Annotated in this window: 18 protein-coding genes; 6 read left to right on the top strand and 12 right to left on the bottom strand. The window is 72.5% G+C overall.

Annotation, left to right across the window (positions count from 1 at the left end):
• Positions 1-173 precede the first annotated feature (173 nt).
• The 5 genes from A6035_RS01445 to A6035_RS01425 form a co-directional block, all read right to left on the bottom strand.
• Positions 174-1,091: a VOC family protein gene (locus tag A6035_RS01445; protein ID WP_108846316.1), complete on the bottom strand. Its 918-nt coding sequence runs from the start codon at positions 1,089-1,091 to the stop codon at positions 174-176.
• 198 nt (positions 1,092-1,289) lie between these two features.
• Positions 1,290-2,072, bottom strand: coding sequence for a molybdate ABC transporter substrate-binding protein (locus tag A6035_RS01440; RefSeq protein ID WP_235026616.1), 783 nt, complete (start codon positions 2,070-2,072; stop codon positions 1,290-1,292).
• 27 nt (positions 2,073-2,099) lie between these two features.
• Positions 2,100-2,381 carry a ubiquitin family protein gene (locus tag A6035_RS01435; protein WP_235026617.1) on the bottom strand — a complete coding sequence of 94 codons (282 nt, stop codon included), beginning with the start codon at positions 2,379-2,381 and terminating at the stop codon, positions 2,100-2,102.
• Between the two features lie 31 nt (positions 2,382-2,412).
• On the bottom strand, positions 2,413-3,483 hold the full coding sequence (gene moaA / locus A6035_RS01430) for a GTP 3',8-cyclase MoaA (RefSeq protein ID WP_108846313.1): 1,071 nt from the start codon (positions 3,481-3,483) through the stop codon (positions 2,413-2,415).
• Positions 3,484-3,537: 54 nt separating this feature from the next.
• Positions 3,538-4,974 (bottom strand): uracil-xanthine permease family protein, encoded by a 1,437-nt coding sequence (locus A6035_RS01425; protein ID WP_108846312.1) that lies wholly within the window; start codon positions 4,972-4,974, stop codon positions 3,538-3,540.
• Between the two features lie 76 nt (positions 4,975-5,050).
• On the opposite strand from A6035_RS01425, the gene A6035_RS01420 reads away from it, so the two are divergent.
• Positions 5,051-6,307, top strand: coding sequence for a molybdopterin molybdotransferase MoeA (locus A6035_RS01420; protein WP_162533972.1), 1,257 nt, complete (start codon positions 5,051-5,053; stop codon positions 6,305-6,307).
• A 42-nt stretch (positions 6,308-6,349) separates the two neighbouring features.
• Here the strand turns inward: A6035_RS01420 and A6035_RS01415 are convergent, their stop codons facing one another.
• Entirely contained in the window at positions 6,350-7,669 is a 1,320-nt protein-coding gene (locus A6035_RS01415; RefSeq protein ID WP_108846311.1) for an MFS transporter, read from the bottom strand.
• A 102-nt stretch (positions 7,670-7,771) separates the two neighbouring features.
• On the opposite strand from A6035_RS01415, the gene A6035_RS18480 reads away from it, so the two are divergent.
• Together A6035_RS18480 and A6035_RS01405 are read left to right on the top strand one after the other, a co-directional pair.
• On the top strand, positions 7,772-8,395 hold the full coding sequence (locus A6035_RS18480) for a TetR/AcrR family transcriptional regulator (protein WP_235026645.1): 624 nt from the start codon (positions 7,772-7,774) through the stop codon (positions 8,393-8,395).
• Positions 8,396-8,445: 50 nt separating this feature from the next.
• Positions 8,446-10,206, top strand: coding sequence for an MDR family MFS transporter (locus A6035_RS01405; protein ID WP_108846309.1), 1,761 nt, complete (start codon positions 8,446-8,448; stop codon positions 10,204-10,206).
• Between the two features lie 111 nt (positions 10,207-10,317).
• On the opposite strand, the gene A6035_RS18395 is transcribed toward A6035_RS01405, so the two are convergent.
• From A6035_RS18395 to A6035_RS01390, 4 genes are all read right to left on the bottom strand, one after another.
• Positions 10,318-10,473: a DUF6131 family protein gene (locus tag A6035_RS18395; protein ID WP_167400690.1), complete on the bottom strand. Its 156-nt coding sequence runs from the start codon at positions 10,471-10,473 to the stop codon at positions 10,318-10,320.
• A 111-nt stretch (positions 10,474-10,584) separates the two neighbouring features.
• The gene (locus tag A6035_RS01400; protein ID WP_108846308.1) at positions 10,585-11,253 is read right to left on the bottom strand and encodes a TenA family protein; all 669 of its coding nucleotides are present in this window, start codon (positions 11,251-11,253) and stop codon (positions 10,585-10,587) included.
• Complete coding sequence (locus A6035_RS01395) at positions 11,250-11,870, bottom strand: class I SAM-dependent methyltransferase (RefSeq protein WP_108846307.1); 621 nt, start codon at positions 11,868-11,870, stop codon at positions 11,250-11,252. Before A6035_RS01395 ends, A6035_RS01400 begins: the two co-directional genes overlap by 4 nt.
• Positions 11,867-12,850: a helix-turn-helix transcriptional regulator gene (locus A6035_RS01390; protein ID WP_108846306.1), complete on the bottom strand. Its 984-nt coding sequence runs from the start codon at positions 12,848-12,850 to the stop codon at positions 11,867-11,869. The genes A6035_RS01395 and A6035_RS01390 overlap by 4 nt, the downstream gene beginning before the upstream one ends.
• Before the next feature lie 188 nt (positions 12,851-13,038).
• Here A6035_RS01390 and A6035_RS01385 point away from each other — a divergent pair, with 188 nt between their 5' ends.
• A complete protein-coding gene (locus A6035_RS01385; protein WP_108846305.1) occupies positions 13,039-15,321 on the top strand; it encodes a fatty acid desaturase in 2,283 nt (760 codons plus the stop codon).
• A 19-nt stretch (positions 15,322-15,340) separates the two neighbouring features.
• On the opposite strand, the gene A6035_RS01380 is transcribed toward A6035_RS01385, so the two are convergent.
• Both A6035_RS01380 and A6035_RS01375 read right to left on the bottom strand, forming a co-directional pair.
• On the bottom strand, positions 15,341-16,429 hold the full coding sequence (locus A6035_RS01380) for an NADH:flavin oxidoreductase/NADH oxidase (protein ID WP_108846304.1): 1,089 nt from the start codon (positions 16,427-16,429) through the stop codon (positions 15,341-15,343).
• Between the two features lie 70 nt (positions 16,430-16,499).
• Positions 16,500-17,723 (bottom strand): NAD(P)/FAD-dependent oxidoreductase, encoded by a 1,224-nt coding sequence (locus A6035_RS01375; RefSeq protein ID WP_108846303.1) that lies wholly within the window; start codon positions 17,721-17,723, stop codon positions 16,500-16,502.
• A gap of 108 nt (positions 17,724-17,831) precedes the next feature.
• Here A6035_RS01375 and moaCB point away from each other — a divergent pair, with 108 nt between their 5' ends.
• Both moaCB and A6035_RS01365 read left to right on the top strand, forming a co-directional pair.
• The gene (gene moaCB, locus A6035_RS01370) at positions 17,832-18,881 is read left to right on the top strand and encodes a bifunctional molybdenum cofactor biosynthesis protein MoaC/MoaB (protein ID WP_108849010.1); all 1,050 of its coding nucleotides are present in this window, start codon (positions 17,832-17,834) and stop codon (positions 18,879-18,881) included.
• Positions 18,881-19,393, top strand: coding sequence for a molybdenum cofactor biosynthesis protein MoaE (locus tag A6035_RS01365; RefSeq protein ID WP_108846302.1), 513 nt, complete (start codon positions 18,881-18,883; stop codon positions 19,391-19,393). Before moaCB ends, A6035_RS01365 begins: the two co-directional genes overlap by 1 nt.
• Position 19,394: the final 1 nt, after the last annotated feature.

The raw sequence follows: 19,394 nt of genomic DNA, 5'->3' as shown, positions 1-19,394 counted from the left end.
GCGGGGCGGGCCAGACGCCATGCCGAGGAGCGGCTGCAGATCTGGCGGGCAGGCGCAGGGGCGAGACGCTAAGTGCGGGGGCGAGCCGCCAGGCGCGGGGGCGAGACGCCAGGGCTAGGAGCGGCTGCCCGGCGTGCGCGATGCAGGCGCAGGCACACTCGGCGGCTACCGCGTCAGCTGCCCGAGGCCGTGTCCTCCGCCCCGACCTGGATGAGCGTGCCCCACGGGTCGTCGACCCGCAGGACGGCGCCGTCGTGGCGGGCCCGCAACCCGTGGTCGGTCAGGCGCTGCTCGAGCGCGTCGACGTCGTCGGCGGTCGGCAGGTCGATGTTCACCTGCCCCAGGCCGAGTGCGGCCGCGCGCGGGCCCGCCCCGGCGGTCCCCCACGTGTTGACGGCGATGTGGTGGTGGTACCCACCGGCGGCGATGAACAGGGCGGAGCCCGCGTCGCTCATCACCTCGAATCCGAGGGCGTCCACGTAGAAGTCGCGGGCCACACCGATGTCGCCGACCTGCAGGTGGACGTGGCCGAGGGTCGCGCCCGGCGGGGTCGCGGACGCCTCGGGCAGGTACGTGCGCAGGAACGCGTTGGGATCCAGCGGATTGGTGGCCACCTCGAGCAGACCGTGCGGCTCGGTGGCCCAGGTCTCGCGGGGCCGGTCCGCGTACAGCTCGACGCCGTCGCCCTCCGGGTCGTCGAAGTAGAACGCCTGGCTGTACAGGTGGTCCGAGCTCCCGGTGAACGACCGGGGCGCGTACCGGGCGACCGAGGCGACGGCGGCGGCCAGCGACGGCTCGTCGTCGAACAGCGCGGCGGTGTGGAACAGACCCGCTTCGCCGGACTTCCGCGGCGGCCGGTCGGGCATCCGGCGCATCCGCACGAGCGCGGAACCCGCGCGGCCGAGCACCGCGGTCTCGCCCGAATGCTCGAGCACCTCCAGGGTCACGCCCTCGGAGTAGAAGCCGATCATCGCGTCCAGGTCGCGGACCAGCAGCTCCACGGCACCCATGCGGGTGTCCGGCGCGAGGAGGTCGTCGGCGGGCCGCTCGACGAGGCTGCGGGGGCCGGGGTTCTGGACGTAGACGGGCACGGCGCTCCCCTGGTTCGTCGGGTCAATCAGTCGGTCGGTGCTATTTGATGTGTCATCTATAGCACCGGGGCGGGCAGCCGTCTATTCCGTGACGTATCAATCGCCCCCGCTCGAGCGCGAACCGGAGAGGCGGCGCATCCGGGCCAGGGTGCGTCGCCTCTCCGCCCGGGGACGCCGGGGAGCGGGGGACTCAGCCGGTCACTGCGGCAGCGGGGCCAGTCCGGAGTCCTCGAGGGCGCGCCGGCCGCGGTCAGAGATGACCAGCTCCAGGAAGTCGTCCGTCGCCGCGCGTTCCCTCTCGGCGTCGGACCCCTCCTCGCCGCGCACGACCCTGGCCACGGAGTACCGCGTCGTCCCCGCCGCCTGGGCGAGCTCGCGGTCCCGCTGGTCGACCTCAGCCTGAGCGACCCAGCCGTGCGAGGCGGCGACGTCGGTCCGGTAGACGATGCCCACGTCGATGTCGTTGTCGGCCAGACGCGCGGCGAGGGCGCGCGAGCCCGAATCCCGTTCGACCCCCGGCGGCTCGACGCCCGCGGCGGATAGCAGCGTCTCCGCGGCCTCCCCGCACGGCACGTCCATCGCGCACAGCCCGACCCGCAAGTCCGGGCGCTCGAGGTCGCGCAGCCCCGTGATCCGGCGCGGGTTCCCGGACGGCACGGCCACCACGACGTGGTTGCGGGCGAAGACGCGGGGATCGACCGCCACGCCGGCGTTCACGACCTCCTGCATGGCGTTCTCGCTCGCGGAGGCGAAGATGTTGATGTCGTCCCGCCCGGGCAACCCGGCGGCGAGGACGTCCGACCGGCCCAGTTCGAGGCTGACGGTGACCCCGGGATGTTCCTCCTCGAAGAGGTCGATCATCTCCGTGAACGCCGCGGACAACGACGGGGCGGCCGCGATCCCGATGGTCATGGTCGCGCCCTCCGGCTCCTCCGCCGCGCACGCGCCGACCACCGTGCACGCCAGGGCGATCGTCAGCACGCTGCCCCCCCGGCTCCGGTTCATCGCTCAGCCGCCGGCGAACGGGGGCAGTACATCGACGGCGGAGACGCCGTCGATCGAGGTCTTCGGATCCCGGGTTGTCTCGTCGCCCACCAGGAAGGAGGACACCGTGACGATGCTGGCCAGCGGCTCACCGTGCCGCTCGCACACCTCGCGCGCCAGCTCCCCGACGGTGGTGGCGTGGGTGTGCAGTCGTTCGCGGGCGGTACCGGCGGCGTCCTCCGCCGCGGCGTAGTAGCCCACGGTGATCACCCGCGGCGCTCGTCCCACATCCGGTGTGCTGCTCACATCATCAACTCTATCGCCCGACACTGACACGTCAACCACCAATGGCTCCCATCGAGCGCCGCGGCCTGTGGAAGGCCGTACCGCCGATCCCGTGACCGGCCTGCTTGCCCCACATCGCGCCCCGCCAGACCTCGGCGACCTCGGAGTCCGGGGCGCCCGAGCGCAGCACGCCGAGCACGTCGGTCTCGTCGTCGCTGAACAGGCACGACCGCACCGTGCCCTCGGCGGTGAGGCGGGTGCGGTCGCAGGCCGCGCAGAAGTTGCGGGTCACGGTCGCGATCACCCCGACCGTCGCGGGCGCGCCACCGACCGTGTGGCCGGCGACGCGCCACAGCTCGGCCGGCGCGGACGGATCCTCCCGGCCCGCGGGGACCAGCTCGAACCGGGTCCGCAGCGAGTCCAGCACGTCGGCGGCGGTGACCATCTCCGCGCGCGACCAGGTGGCCTCGGCGTCGAGGGGCATCTCCTCGATGAACCGCAGCTGCACGCCCTCGGCGAGCGCCCATTCCAGAAGGTCGGGCGCGCCGTGCAGGGTCGCGCGCAGGGGCACCGCGTTGACCTTGACCGGAGCCAACCCGGCCTCGACGGCGGCCCGCACGCCGCGCAGGACCGAGGGCAGCCGGTCGCGGCGGGTCAGCTCGGCGAACTCGGCGCGGTTGACCGTGTCCAGCGAGATGTTGATGCGGTTCAGCCCGGCCTCGACGAGCCGCCCGATGCGGTGCTCGAGGCCGACCCCGTTGGAGGTCATGGCGATGGGCAGGTCCGGGCAGGCCTCACGGGTGCCGGCGATGATGCGCTCGAGGTCGGACCGCATGAGCGGCTCGCCGCCGGTGAAGCGGACCTCGTGCACCCCCAGCTCGCGGTGCGCCAGCGCCACCAACCGGATCACTTCGTCGGCCGTCATCCGCGCGGCGTCGGGGATCGGCGGCAGCCCCTCCTCGGGCATGCAGTACGTGCAGCGCAGCGAGCATTTCTCGGTCAACGAGACCCGCAGGTCCCGGGCGACGCGGCCGAAGGAGTCGACGAGCAGCGGCGTCGCGGGGCGTGTGTGCGGGCCTGCGCCCGGTGTGCGGCGGGTGTCCTGGACGGTCACGGCGTCCACCTCCCCTCTACGGTGTGGGTGGCCCCGAGTGTAGGGGTCCGCGCCGCGCCCCGCTCACTCGTCGTCCGGCCGCCGCTCCGGCACCGTGACGTCCGGATTGGGCCCGAGCAACGTGAGTTCGTGGACCTCGTCGCGCTCGGCCTGCGCGCGCAGGTGCGGCGCGATCGCCCGGCCGAGGTGATAGCCCAGCACCACCACGAGCGTGCCCAGGGCGATGCCGCCGAGCTGGAAGGCGTCGGTGATCTGCAGGGTCGTGTCGCCGATCGCGATCACCACACCCGCCGCGACCGGCACCAGGTTCAACGGATTGCCGAAGTCGACCCGGTTCTCCTTCCAGATCTTGGCGCCGAGCAGGCCGATCATCCCGTAGAGCACGACCGTGATGCCGCCCAGCACACCGCCCGGGGTCGCGGAGATCACCGCACCCAGCTTGGGGGAACACCCCAGCACGATCGCGGTCAGCGCGGCCACCACGTACGCGGCCGTCGAGTACACCTTGGTCGCGGCCATCACACCGATGTTCTCGGCGTACGTCGTCGTCGCCGACCCGCCGAACGACGTGGCCAGCACGGTCCCCGCACCGTCCGCGGCCAGGGCGCGGCCCATCAGGCCGTCGGTCTCGGTCCGCGTGATCTCCCCGATCGCCTTGACGTGCCCGGCGTTCTCGGCGATGAGCGCGATCACGCCCGGCACCACCAGCAGCACGAACGCCAGCGAGAAGCTCGGCGCGTGGATGCCCACCACGCCGGCGGCCTCGTCGGTCATCGGCGGCAGCCCGATCCACGGCGCGTCCCACACGCCCGACCAGTCGACGCGCAGGTGCTCGGTCACCTCACCGGAACCGGCGTCGAGGGAGGTGATGGGGCCGGTGACCAGGTCGAGCACCCAGGACAGGAGGTAGCCGAAGATGAGGGCGAGAAAGATCGCGATCCGCCCCGCGAAGCCCTTGAGCCCGACGGTCATGAGGACCAGCACCACCATCACCGCCAGCGCCACCCACTGGTCCTGGGGCCAGTACGTCTCGGCGACGACCGGCGCGAGGTTGAAGCCGAGCAGCATCACGACCGCGCCGGTGACCACGGGCGGCAGCACCGCCGTGACCACGCGCCCGCCGACGAGATGCACGAGCACGCCCACGACCAGCAGCGTCGCGCCGGCCACGAGCATCGCGCCGGTGACCTCGGCGCTCGTGCCGCCCTGCGCGCGGATCGCCGCGACCGCGCCGACGAAGGCCACGGAGGTGCCGAGGTAGCTGGGCACGCGGCCCTTGACCACGGCGAGGAACAGCAGGGTGCACACGCCGGAGAAGAGGATCGCCAGCTGCGGGTTGAGGCCCATGATGATCGGGAAGACGAACGTCGCGCCGAACATCGACACCACGTGCTGCGCGCCGATGCCGATGGTGCGCGGCCAGCTCAGCCGCTCCGTAGGGGCGACCACCTCACCGGGTCGGATGTTCCTGCCGTCGCCGTGTACCGACCAGAGACCCACGTCTTCCCCACTCTCGCTGCGTCCGGCCGCACCCGCGCGGACCGTAGGCACAGTACAACGCGGTTACCGTGGGGACATGAGTTCCCTGCCCGACCGGCCCGACCGTCCGTCTCCCGCCGAGTACCGCGACCTTCTTCGCGCGCACCTGGCGCCGGTGTTGGAGCGGGCGGCGCGGAGCACGCACCTGCCGCTGGCGGCGTGCGCGGACTCGGTCCTGGCGGTGCCGCTGCGGGCGTCGGTGGATCTGCCGTTGTTCGTCAACTCGCAGATGGACGGGTACGCGGTGCGGTCGGCGGACATCGCCGGGGCGGGGCCAGACTCGCCAGCGCGGCTCCGGGTGGTCGGGGCGGTGCACGCCGGTGACGGTCGAGGTCCCGGGGTCGACGACGACGAGGCCTGCAAGGTGATGACCGGCGCGCCCGTGCCCGAGGGCGCGGATTGCGTGGTGCCGGTCGAGGACACGAGGGTGAGCGACGCCGGCCCCACTGCGGTGCTGGTGGCGGCGCCGCGGTCGCCGGGAGAGTTCATCCGCCGCCCGGGCGACGACGTCCGCGTCGGCGACGTGGTGATCGACGCCGGGGTGCGGCTGGCGGCGCGGCATCTCGCGGCGGCCGCCTCGCTCGGGGAGTCGGGTCTCGATGTGCGGCCACGGCCGCGGGTCGGGGTGGTGGCCACGGGCTCGGAGCTGGTCGCGCCGGGGCGGCCGCTGGGGCCGGGGCAGATCTGGGAGTCCAACTCGATCACGCTGGCCGCCGCCCTCAAGGCCTGCGGGTGCGAGGTCACCACCACGACGATCTCGGGCGACGACCGCGGCGAATTCACCGCGGCCCTGGACGCGGCCACCGGCGACGCCGACCTCGTGGTGACCGCCGGTGCCGTCTCGATGGGCGACGCCGAGGTGGTGCGCCAGGTGCTCGCCGACCGCGAGGGCGCCCGCTTCGCGCCGATCGCCATGCAGCCCGGCGGCCCGCAGGGCCTGTCGACGTGGCGCGGCACCCCGGTCGTGTGCCTGCCGGGCAATCCCGTCAGCGCGCTGGTGTCGTTCGTGGTGCTGCTGCGGCCGGTGATCCTCGAGGCGGTCGGCCGGGCGCCGATCCACCCGGTCCGCGCCCGCCTGGCGCGGGACGTCACCTCCCCCGCCGGGCGGGTGCAGTACCTCCGCGCCGCGATGGTCCCCGACTCCCCCGGCGCCGACCTGCCCGCCGCCGACCCCGTCTCGGGCCCGGGCTCGCACCTCGTCGCCTCGATGGCGCGCGCCGACGTGCTGGTCGAGATCCCGGCGGACGTCACCTCGCTGGCCGCGGGCGCGGAGGTCGACGCGCTGCCGCTGTAGGCGCGTGCCCCGACCGCGGCGCGGCGGCGACGAACCCCGGGCTCACCGGCCGGCGCGGGGAGCGAGCGCCAGGGCCGGAATGATGATCAGTGCGACGATTCCGCCGGCGATCGCCAGGACGCTGAACCCGGCGGCGTGCATGAGCACACCGGACACCGCGCCGGCGCCGGCACCGAAAACGTTGACCCACACGTCGATGGATCCCTGGGTCGAGGCGCGGGTCGCGGGCCGGGTGCCCTTGACCACCATGGTGGTCCCGGCGACCAGGCCGAAGTTCCATCCCAGGCCGAGGAGCACCAGGGCGATGATCAGCGCGGTCAGGCTGTCGTCGGGGGCCAGCGCCGCGGTCACGCCGGCGGCGAGCAGGATCGATCCCGAGGAGATCGCGGTCGGTCGGGGGCCTGTCGCGTCGACGAGGAGGCCGGTGACCAGCGAGGGGAGCCACATCGCGCCGATGTGCAGACCGATCACCAGGCCGACCGCGCCCATGCTGTGATCGTGGGCGCGCATGTGCACCGGCGTCATGGTCATGACGGCGACCATGACGAACTGCGAGATGACCATCACCAGCGCGCCGACCAGGACCAGGCGGGGCAGGCCGTCCGACCCACTGTCCGACGACCCCTGCTCGTCCGCGGCGTGCGCGGCGTCGGCGTCGAGCGCGGCGGGCGCCTGGTTCTCCAACTGGCGGGCGAGCAGGAACGGGTCCGGTCGCAGCATGGTGAACAGCACGGCGCCGGCCAGAAGGTATGCCACCGCGGCGAGGAGGAATGGTCCGGTTAACGCCGGCAGGCCCAGGTTCGTCGCCAGGCCGCCGAGGGGCCCGATGAGATTCGGGCCGGCGATCGCGCCGATGGCCGTGGCCACCATCGCGACACTGACCGCGGTGCCCTTACGTTCAGGGGACGCGAGGTCGGTTCCCGCGTAGCGTGCCTGCAGATTGGTGGCAGTGCCGGCACCGTAGACGAACAGTGCGGTGAACAGCAGTGCTGGGCTGCCCAGTTGGGTGGCGATGACCACGCCGACTGCGCCGAGGCCGCCGGCTGTGAACCCCAGGCCCAGTCCGATCCGCCGACCGACGTGTTGGGTGACGCGCCCCACCAGGAACGCGGCCAGAGCAGCACCGAGGGTGAACAGAGCGGTCGGCAAGCCCGACAGGGATTCGGTCCCCATCATGTCCTGGGCGATCAGCGCGCCCACGGAGATGCCGGCCGCGAGGCCGGCGCCGCCGAAGGCCTGGCTGATGACGACGACGGCCAGCGTGCGGCGGTGGATCCGCTCACGCCTGTCGGCGGTCATCACGCCGGCGACGCGGTCGACCACCTCCCGCTTGTCGGCTGAGCCCGCATTCCGTGAATCCATGGATCGAGAATGCCCGGCGGCCGCCCGCCGCCGGTGGCCGAGCCCGGTACGTGCAGTGCGCGCAAACTTGCACTCTCTGCAAAACGGGCGCATCATCGTCCGGTGACCACGACCGAACCGCCCGAGGCGGCCCCCACCGGCCTCCGCGAGACCAAGAAGGCCCGCACCCGGGCGTCGATCGCCCGCGCCGCCCTGCAGCTGGTCGCGGAGGACGGCCTCCAGGCCACCACCGTCGAGGCGATCGCCGCGCGCGCCGACGTCTCCCCCCGCACGTTCTTCAACTACTTCGACTCCAAGGACGAGGCGGTGGTCCACCTGAGCACGGACAGGTTCCACCGCCTGATGGGCCGGCTGTTCGACGGCGCCGGCGACACCGCCGACGAGAACCCGGTCATCCGGGTGCGCGACCACATGCTGCGTTTCCTGGCCGACGCCGACGCGGAGCAGGCCTCCGACGACGAGCTCATGCGCTCGGCACTCGAGCGGGACCCGTCACTGTTCGGGACCCTCCACGCGTCGATGACCGCCATCGGCGAGCAGTTCGAGGCCACCATCACCGGCGCCTACTCCGACGACCTCGCCCGCGACCGGGCGCGCGTCGGTCTGAGCGTCGCGCTGGGCCTCACCCAGACCGCCGTGCTCGACGACTGCCACGGCCGCACCGAGTCCCCCGTCGCCGAGCGCGTCGCCCACTACTTCACGGTGCTCGAGTCCGCGTTCCGCTGACCCACTCCGCCACCACCACCGCCGCCGCCACCCACGAAAGGCACCACCGCATGACCAGCACCTCGTCGACGCCACCCGCGTCGTCCGAGAGCGATCCGATCACGCTGACCCCGCGTACGGTCTGGATCATCTTCGGAGCGCTGATGGCGAGCATGTTCCTCGCCTCGCTCGACCAGTCCATCCTCGGGCCCGCGCTGCCGACCATCGTCGGTGAGCTCAACGGCGTCGAGTCGCAGGCGTGGATCATCACGATCTACATCCTCGCCGTGGCCGTGACCATGCCGCTCTACGGCAAGTTCGGCGACCTCGTGGGCCGCCGCAACCTCTTCCTGCTGGCGATCGCCATCTTCACGCTGGGCTCGGTGGGCTCCGGCTCGGCCGGCCTCTTCACCGATCCCGCCACCGAGGCCGGCTTCTGGGAGCTCGTCGCGTGGCGCGGCGTCCAGGGCCTGGGCGGCGGCGGGCTGATGATCCTGTCGCAGGCGATCATCGCCGACATCGTGCCGGCCTCGGAGCGCGGCAAGTACATGGGCCCGATGGGCGCGGTCTTCGGCATCTCCGCGGTCGCCGGCCCGCTGCTCGGCGGCTTCTTCACCGACTCCGCCCACTGGCGCTGGTGCTTCTGGATCAACGTGCCGGTCGGCATCATCGCGTTCTTCCTGGCCTGGAAGTACATGACGCTGCCGACCCGCACGAGCACGGCCAAGGTCGACTGGGCGGGCATCCTGTTCATGGTTCTGGGCACCTCGGGCCTGGTCCTGGTCACGGACCTCGGCGGCGACCAGCTGGCGTGGGACTCGCCCGGCATGATCGCCATGATCGCCGGCACGGCGCTGAGCATCATCGCGCTGATCGTGGTCGAGAGCCGCGCCGAGGAGCCGATCCTGCCACTGCACCTGTTCACCGGCCGCGTCTTTGTGATCGCCACGCTCATCGCATTCGTCCTGGGCGTCGCGATGTTCGCCGCGATCGGCTTCATCCCCACGTTCCTGCAGATGGCCACCGGCACCTCCGCGGCCGGCTCGGGCCTGCTCATGATCCCGATGATGGTGGGCATGATGGCCACCTCGATCGGCTCGGGCCTGGCCATCGCCAAGACCGGCCGCTACCGCGCCTACCCGATCGTCGGCATGGCTCTCACGGTGCTCACGGTCATGGTGATGACGCAGATGACCGGCTCGACGCCGATCTGGCAGATCATGGGCATGCTGCTGTTCTTCGGCGCCGGCCTGGGCCTGGTCATGCAGGTCATCGTCCTGGCCGTGCAGAACGCCGTGGACCCGCGCGAGGTCGGCGTGGCCACGAGCTCGAACAACTACTTCCGCGAGATCGGCGCCGCCATCGGCACGGCGTGGTTCGGCTCGCTGTTCACCGACCGGCTGATCCGCAACCTCACCGACACCGTCGCCGCCAACCCCGAGCAGGCCATGGCGTCGGGCCTCAACCCGAGCGCCGTCACGCCCGCCTTCGTGGCGAACCTGCCCGAGCCGCTGCACCAGGGGATCGTGGACTCCTACGCGAACGCCCTCGCACCCGCGCTCTGGTACGTGGTGCCGGTCCTCGCCGTCGCCCTTCTCTTCGCGTTCTTCCTCCCCCAGGTCACCCTCAGTGACCAGGCCGGCATGGTGGCGCGTGGCGAGGCGGTGTGGGAGGACGGCAAGGCCGTGCCCCTCACCGACGGCGCCGACGCCTCCCGCGCCGATGCCTCCCGCGACGCCGCCACGACCGACGCCGGCGGGAGCGGGGACGGGGGCGACGACGACGACGAGGTCAGCCTCGCCTCCGGCGGACCCGCACCCGGCCGGGTCTGACCGGACCGCCGTTCTGACGTCGAAAAGACTGTTCCGCGCACCCGCCACTGGCGGAACGTGCGCGGAACAGTCTCCGCGATGACGTGGTCCCGGTGGACTACACCGGGTGCGTCAGAACCAGTGTTTGCGTCCACCGACCGCCCGGCCCGCCGCGCCGAGGATGACGAGGATGACGCCGATCGCCAGCAGGACCAGGCCGATCGTCCAGAGGATGGGGATGTCCAGGAGGAATCCCAGGATCAGCAGGATCGCACCGAGGATGATCATTTATTCGTCCTTTCGATTGGTCGGATCAGGATGCGCAGAGCGTAACCAGACCCACGCAGAACCACGACCGGTCGCGACCGATGCCGACCGTTGCCGACCGATCGCAGATGCTCAGCGCCCGCTGTCCAGCGCCTGCTGCCAGAAATCGATCTCCAGTAGGGTGGCCGTGCGGAACACCTCGGTGAGCTCGTCGAGCCTGCGGTCGGTGAGCCCGCCGCCGGCCAGGACGTCGAGCTGCTCGATCGCGGCCCGCGAGGCGGCGGTGAACTCGACGCCCGAGTACTCGGCGATCCACTCGCCGTACGGGTGTGCGTCCTGCCCGCCCTGTTCGGCGAGCCGCGGCATCAGTTGGGCGCCGATCTCGGCGTAGCCGATCGTGCACGGGGCGAGGGCGACGTGCAGGTCGAGCGCGTCACCGGCCATCCCGCAGTCGAGGACGTACCGGGTGTAGGCGACGGTGGCCTGCTTCTCGGCGGCGGCCTCGAGCTCGGCGCGCGGGATGCCCCACCGCTCGGTGAGGCGCAGGTGCAGCTCGGTCTCGGCGAGGATCGCGCCGGTCGACCGGTGGGCCGCGGCGATGTCGGCGAGGGTGCGGCTCTTATAGGCGGCCAGTGCGTTGGCGCGGGCGAACTGCACGAGAAAGTGGAAGTCCTGCACGAGGTAGTCCCGGAACACCGCCTGCGGCAGCGTCCCCGCGCCGAGCTCGGTGACGAACTCGTGGTGGGTGTACGCCTCCCACTCGGTGCGGCAGCGGTCTCTGAGGGTCTCGAACAGGGTCACTCGGCTCTCCCGGCGTGCGCGGACATCAGGCGGGCAACGATCGCCCCGTGGGGTCGGGCGCCCGGCCCGGTCCTGGTGTAGGTCTCGATCACGTCGAAGTCTGCCATCCTCAGCTCCTCGGCCAGGGCCTCGACCGGCCACCGGTAGGCCGCCGTCACGGCGTGGTCGAACCGCTCGACCTGCGGTCCGTGGAAGAACCCGAGCAGTAGCTCGCCACCGGGGCGCAGGACGCGCGCCATCCGTTCGAGCGCCGGCCGGACGGCGCGCGGCTCGTGGTGGATGAGGGAATACCAGGCGAGGATGCCGGCGACCTCGCCGGGCGACGCGGGCAGCGCGTCGAGGCCGCCCACATCGAATCGGCACCCGGGATAAGCGCAGCGGGCGTGGCTCACGAACTCCGGCACCTGGTCGACCCCGCGGACGTCGATGCCCCGGGCCGCGAGATGCCCGGTCCAGTGCCCGGGTCCGCATCCGGCATCGATCAGCGGCCCGCCGAGCCGAGCCGCCCAGCGGGTCACCAGCTCGAGGTCCGCAGGGTGCACCGCTGCGATGGAGCCGAGTCGGTCGATGTACTCCGGTGCTCGGAGCGCGTACGCATCCTTCACGTCACCTGTCACGACGACCTGCCCCGTACGCGGCTGGGCGGAGCACCCTCCCACCGCCGGAAACCGCGGGTGAACGTGGAGGTCTCGGAGTAGCCCAGCTCGTCGGCGACCTGCGCCACGGGCACGCCCTGCGCCAACAGTTCCGTGGCCCGCTCGTGGCGCACCTCGTCCACGAGCCGCCGATAGGACGTCCCCTCGGCCGCGAGGCGTCGGCGGAGGGTGCGTACGTCGACGTGCAGCTCCGCCGCGACGTCCGTCATCGACGGCCAGGTCTGGTGCTCGTGCCGCAGCCGGCTGCGGACCTGCCCCGCCACGCCCACGCGCGCCAGTCGCTCGGCGAGCAGTTCGCGGCACTGCCGCTCGAACAGTCGCGCCGTGTTCTCGTCGCCCTGCGGCAGGTGCGCGTCCAGTGCCTCGTGCGACACGGTCAGCCGGTTGTCGGCGGCACCCGGCGTGACGGCCTCCGGCGCCAGGCCCCACGCCTCCCCCAGCAGTCGCGCGCTCTCGGGGCCGAGGGTCGTCTCGAGGGCGACGGGGGCGAGCTCGATCTGCGCGCCGCGGAACGCCACCGCCAGCCCGGACAGGTCACGCTCGACCACGAAGGTGCGGACGTCGGCGGGGATCTCGTCGTCGGCCGCGACCAGGAACGCCCCACCGCCGGCCCCCTCCACCACGCCCACCTCGAGCGAGAACCGCAGGTGCGTCGGCGACAGCGCGAGGTAGGGGACCGCCCGCTCGAGCGCCGCCCGCACGGTGGGCCCGGCGAGCATCATGAACCCGATCGCCCCGGTGCGCCCGATGGTCGAGTGAGCCCCGATCTCCACCCCCAGCCCGGGCCGGTCCCCGAGTCGGCCGAGCAGATTACGGATCACCGCGAATTCCTGGTGCGCCCAGATCTGCGCGGTCTCATCCGTCAGGTCACGCGGATCGATCCCGGTCCCGGCCAGGCACTCACTCACCGTCGTCCAGTGCGCCGCGGCGCCCTCCACCATGATCCGCACGCCCTCCGTGCCGCGCGGCACGGCCCAGACGGGCGACGGTGGTGACGACGGCGACGAGGACGACGACGGCGAGGTCATCGCCTGAACGTACCAACCACCCACCCGGATGTCCGGAAATGCCAACTTTGCGACCGCTTGCGCCATTTCGCCCCGGCAGAAGCGTGTCTACGGTCACAGGTATGACTCTCGCCGACGATCTCCAGTCGCTCTACTCACGGGCCAAGGCCGCCGTGGGCGAGGAGGACCTGGAGCACATCCGCACCGTCACCGCCTACGGGCGGGCGATCGACGCGCGGCGCCGCGAACTGCTCCGGGAGGGCGGGCCGCGCGCGATCCGCCGTGCCACCGCGCTGGAGATGATGTACCGGCTCATGCAGTTCTCCGAGCTGGGCCACAACATCGTGCACGGGAGTTACGACCACCTGCCGGACAACGGCGAGTACCACTCCGACCGGTACGACTGGGACTTCAACGTGGACGTCGACCACTGGAAGACGATGCACCACGCGGGCCACCACCCCAACACCAACATCGTCGGCAAGGACCACGACCTCGGCTACAGCATCTTCCGCGGCAGCGCCGGTCAGGACTGGTACGGCCATCACCTGGGGCAGGTCGCGCTCATCTCCGCGCTCGCGGCCGTCGCCCCGGCCGCGGCTCCGTTCTTCTTGGCCAACATCGCGCGCAAGGTCTCCGGCGAGCGCTTCCTCAGCTCGTACACCCTGCGCTCGCCCGCCCGCATCGCCGGCCGGGACCTGCGCCGCCGCTTCGTGGACGAGCCGTTCCGTTCCGGCCACAAGCCGCTGCCCACGCTGGCCGCCAACTACCTCGGCGGCGTCACCGGCTACATGGCGGTGCTGTTTCTCGTGTTCATCGAGCACCACGCGGGCGAACTCGAGCTGTTCACCGACCCGGGCCCCGACGAGACCGCCGACCAGTACTACGAGCGCCAGATCCGCGCCACGCGCAACTTCCTACCGAGCACGCAGATGGACGACGCCCTGGCGCGGATCCTCGAGGAGGAGGTGCCGTTCGCCAACCGTCCCGACCTGCGCATCTTCTACGGCGGGCTGGACACGCACGTCGAGCACCACCTGTTCCCCGACCTGCCTCCGTCGATGCAGCGGAAGATCGCGCCGGAGGTCCGGGCGATCGCCGCCGAGTACGGCCTGCCGTACCACGAGACGCCGCTGTTAGAGACCGTGCCGCTCATCGCCAAGACGCTCACCGGGCTGTCCGCCCCGTTCGGCGAGCGGGAGTTCGGGCGGCCGGGCCGGCTCCTGCGCGATCCCGCCGACCTCGTCCGGCGGCTGCGCGCGGGGTTCGCCTATGAGCCACTGCCGGAGTCGCCGTATCTGGACAAGCCCCGCTTCCACAACGCCGCCGCGAAGGTCGTGTCCGCCACGCCCGTCGCCGACGGTCAGGCCCTGTCCGTGCGCCTGGCGCGGCCGCGCGGCTGGGACGACGTCGAGTGGGACGCGGGCGCATACGTCTCGGTCCGCGTCGGCGGCGGCCGCGACGCCGGCGCCGACCTCGTGCGCCAGTACAGCCTGGTCCGTGACAGCTCGGACGCGAAGGCGGTCGGCGGCGGTGGCGGCGACATGGAGATCTGCGTTAAACGCGTCGAGGGCGGCCGGGTGTCCAACCGCCTCAACGACGAGCTCCGCGCCGGGTCCTACGTGACGCTGGTCGGCGTGCCGCAGTCGTCCGGTGACTTCCCGCTCCCCGACCCGGGCGCCAAGTCCCTGCTCATCGCCGGCGGGGTCGGCATCACCCCCATCATCAGCCTGCTGCGCCGTCTCGCCCGCGATGCGCGTCGGGCCGGCGTCCACCCCGACGCGACGCTGATCTATCTCAACCGCGACGACCGCTCGATCATCTTCGAGTCCGAACTCCGCGAGCTCGCCCGCTCCTCCGGCGTCACGCTGCGCCTGTTCACGGACGCCCCGTCCCCGCGGGCCGGCCTCGAGACCGGCCGGCTCAGCCCGGAGCTGCTGCGGCGTGTGGTCCCGGACGCCGCCGAGCGCGAGACCTACGTCTGCGCCCCGCCCGCGCTCATCGACCTGACCCGCGGCTGGCTGGGCGACCTGGACCAACCGGCCGGGCGGTTCCACGCCGAGTCGTTCACCGCGCCCGAGCTGGACCGACCCGAGGACGACGGCAGCCGCTACACGGTCCGCTTCGCCCGCTCCGGCACCGCGGTGGAGATCGACGGCGCCACCACGCTTCTCGAGGCCGCGGGCCGCGCGGGGATCGCCGTCCCCACGGGCTGCGAGCGCGGGCTGTGCAAGGCGTGCGTGACGCCCAAGCTCAGCGGGACGACCCGCGCGGAGGTCGACGGGCCCGGTAGCGGTCCCGCGCCCGGGCCCGGCAGCGCGGCCGTGCAGGACCGTGTCACAGTGCAGGACCGTGTCACCGTCTGCACGGCGCTGGCCTGCTCGGACATCGAGCTGGACCTGTAGCGGGTCGGCCCGCCCGGGCTCAGTCCCACTTCCCCCGCGTGTACTGCGGCGGGTACGGCGCATCGCGCCAGTCGAGGCCCAGCTCGGCGGCCGCGCGCTGCGGCCAGGCGGGCTCGCGGAGTCCGGCGCGGCCGAGGAACACGACGTCGGCGCGCTCCTCGACGAGCAGCCGCTCGGCGAACTTCGGGTCGCTGATCAGGCCGACCGCGCCCGCGAGCACCGCACCCGACGCGCGGACCTCCTCGGTGAGCGGCACCTGGTAGCCCTGCTCGAGCGCCACCGGCGGGCGGTCGGGCGTGTTCGCGGCGGATGAGACGTCCACCAGGTCCACGCCGTGCTCGGCGAGCCGGTCCGCCAGCCAGCGCGAGTCCTCGGGCGTCCAGCCGCCGGGCACCCAGTCCGTGGCCGAGATGCGCACGAACAGCGGCTTGCCCTGGGGCCAGACCTCGCGCACGGCGTCGCAGACCTCCAGCAGCAGCCGCGCGCGGTTGTCGCGCGAGCCGCCGTAGGAGTCGGTGCGCTCGTTGGACAGCGGCGAGAGGAACTCGTGGAGCAGGTAGCCGTGGGCGGCGTGGATCTCCACCACGTCGAACCCTGCCTGGTCGGCGCGGCGGGCGGCGTCGGCGAAGGCGCGCACCACGCCCCGGACGCCGTCGGCGTCGAGCGCCTCGGGCGTGGCCATGTCGCCGAACGGGATCGCCGACGGCGCGACCGTCGTCCAGCCGCCCTCGGAGACCGGCATGGAGCCGCCGGGGTAGCCGGGCCACGCCCGGTACGTCGACGCCTTGCGCCCGGCGTGCGCCAGCTGGATGCCGATCGCCGCTCCCTGGGAGTGCACGAAGTCCACAACGGGCGCCCACGCGTCGCGCTGGGCGTCGTTCCACAGGCCGGCGTCCTCCGGACTGATGCGCCCCTCCGGCACGACGGCCGAGGCCTCGGCGAGGATCAGCCCGAACCCACCCTGCGCCCGCGCGCCGAGGTGGACCAGGTGCCACGGCGTCGGCACGCCGTCGCGGTCCTCGCACGAGTACTGACACATCGGGGACAGCCACGCCCGGTTACGGATCTCGAGGTCGCGGATGCGGATCGGTTCGAAGAGCAATGCCATTCCCGCGATTAAACCCCCACCCGTACTGCCACGTCGCCGGGCCCCGCTCGGCGATGACCGGGCCGGGCGCTCATCGCAGCGGGTCGAACGGCGTGAGCACCGGGTCGACCTGCCCGGTGACGATCTGCTTCGCGAGCAGTCTCCCGGTGGCGGGACCGAGCACGATCCCCCACATCCCGTGGCCACCGGCGACGTACACCCCACGGCCCGCGGTGGCGCCCACCAGCGGCAGCCCGTCGGGCGTCACGGGCCGGGAGCCGACCCACTCGTCCCGCCTATCGTCGAGGTCCACGCCTCGGAACACCCCGTCGACCTGATCGAGCATCGCCCGGACCCGCCTGTCCCGGGGCGGCTCGTCGGGTCCGAGGAACTCCATCGTTCCGGCGATCCGGAGCCGCCCCTGATACGGGGTGCACGCGATGCGCTGCGCCGGCAGGTAGACGGGGTGCGGGATCGGCTCCTCGACGCCCACCGAGAACGAGTAACCCCGGCCCGCCTGGACTCGCGCTCTCACCCCGAGCGGGCGGGCGAGCTGTGGCATCCAGGCACCGGTGGCGATGACGACCGAGTCGGCGCTGAGCCGCTCCCCGGTCGCGAGGACGACCCCGGGGGCGCGTCCGGGCCTCACCTCGGTGACGGCGTCCCCGGTGCGCAGCCGAGCGCCGCGCGCGCGGACCGCGTCGCCGAGCGCGTTCACGAAAGGTCCCGGTTCGATAAAGCGCTGGCCGTCCATCCGGTAGGCCGCCGTGACCTCCTCCGAGAGGATCGGCGCCAGTGTTCGGGCGACGTCGAGCCGCTCCACCTCGACCTCCATCCCGTGGCCGCGAACCCACTGGAGTTCGTCGAGGAACGCCGTGGCCGACGCGTGGTCGGTGAACCCGACCACGAAGGGGCCCTCTCGCGTCCGGGCCTCGACCCCACCGTCCGTCAGCTGGTCGAACGCCTCCAGAGCGAGGGCATTGATCGGGGCCAGGCCGGCCATGGCCCGATGCCACGCCCGCATCGTCCCGTGTGCGAGGAATCGCGCCAGGAACCCCCACAGTCCGGGGTCGACCCGGAGTGGCACGTGCAGCGCGGCATCCGGGTCGAGCAACGCCTTCAGCCCGTACGTCCACACACTCGGATCCGCCAGCGGCAGGGTCAGGGCCGGGGCGAGGTAGCCGGCGTTCCCCCACGAGGAACCGGCGGCCACCCCCTCTCGATCGACCACCGTGACCTCGACACCGTGTTCCTGCAGATGCCAGGCCGTCGACAGCCCCACCATCCCCGCTCCGATGACGATCGCCGTCTCCATCTGCCCGCCTCCTCCACTGGTCACACTGCGATACCTCCAGCATGCCCGCCGGAGGTCCTCCCCCGATCCGATCGGCCACACCCGGCGCCGAGGACTAGCGTGGAGGCCATGGCAGACCCGCATCACACCCCCTCCGGCCTCACCCACCTCGACCCGGAGGGCCGCGTGCGGATGGTCGACGTCGGCGACAAGGCCGTGACCACGCGCACCGCCACCGCGGAGGGCGTCTTCCGCACGCGCCCGGACGTGGTGACGATGGTCGCCGGCGACGCGCTCGGCAAGGCGGATGTCCTGGCCACCGCGCGACTGGCCGGCATCGGGGCCGCCAAGAAGACGTCGGAGCTCATCCCGCTGTGCCACCAGATCCCGTTGAACTCGGTGAAGGTGCACTTCGACCTCGACGACGAGTCGGGCGAGATCCTCGTCCGTGCCACCGCAAAGACCACCGGCCGGACGGGCGTGGAGATGGAGGCGCTCACCGCCGTGTCGGTCGCGGGGCTCACGCTGCACGACATGGTCAAGGCGGTCGACCCGCTCGCCACCATGGACGGTGTCCGACTCGCCGCCAAGTCGGGCGGCAAACGCGGAGACTGGAGACGGGAGGAACACGGCACTGAGCCGAGCGGTGGGATCGTCGACGACGACGAGGGCGCTCGCTCGAACTCCGGGCCCGCGGCCCTCGAGGTCGGCCGGACCGGCGTCGTCGTCGTCTCCTCCACGGCCGCCGCCCGCGGCGACCGCACCGATACCACCGGGCCCGCCATCGAGGCCTGGCTGCGTGAGCGCGGCTTCTCGCCGGTGGAGGTGCACGTCGTGGCCGATGCAGATGTGGCCACCGCGGTCACCGAGCAGGTGCGCCGCTCGCCGGCGGTCCTGCTCACCACGGGCGGCACGGGGGTCGCGCCCGACGACCGCACGCCCGAGGCCACCGCGCCGCACCTGACGCTCGAACTGCCGGGTGTCGCGGAGGCGATGCGGGCCCGCGGTCTGGCCGCGACGCCGACGGCGGCGATGAGTCGTGGTCTCGCCGGGTTCGCCGAGCGCACGCTGGTGGCGAACCTGCCCGGGTCGTCGGGCGGGGTCCGTGACGGGCTGGCGGTGCTCGACGAGTTGCTCGAGCACCTGCTGGACGTCCACGTCCACGGGGGTGGGCACTGATGTCGACCACGACCCCGGCCCCGGGGCAGTCCTCCGGGCCGCACTCCGCGCCGCTGGCGCGGATCACCGACGAGCGGATCGAGCCCCGCGACGTCGAGCAGGCCGTGTGGAGCACGGCGGACGGCGCGATGGTGACGTTCTCCGGGATCGTGCGTGATCACGACGCCGGTCGCGCCGATGTCGAGCACATCGAGTACTCCGCTCACCCTGTCGCGCAGAATGTGCTGGCCCGGCTCTGCGAGGAGGTGGCCCGCGAACACAGCGGCCCCGCCGACGCCGACGGTCGGCCCGTCGATCCGCAGCGCGTGACGCGCGTGGGCGCGGTGCACCGGGTGGGCGTGTTGACGGTGGGTGAGGTCGCCGTGGTCGCGGTGGCGGTGGCGCCGCACCGGGCGGAGGCGTTCGCGGCGTGTTCGGACCTCATCGAGCGCCTCAAGCACGAGGTGCCGATCTGGAAACGTCAGCGCTTCTCCGACGGCTTGTCGGAGTGGGTGGGTGTCGGCGACTGCTGAG

Origin of the sequence: Dietzia lutea, from assembly GCF_003096075.1 — a bacterium.
Lineage (GTDB): Bacteria > Actinomycetota > Actinomycetes > Mycobacteriales > Mycobacteriaceae > Dietzia > Dietzia lutea.
Note: the sequence above shows the minus strand (reverse complement) of the source record. Positions and strands in the feature narration are given on the sequence as shown.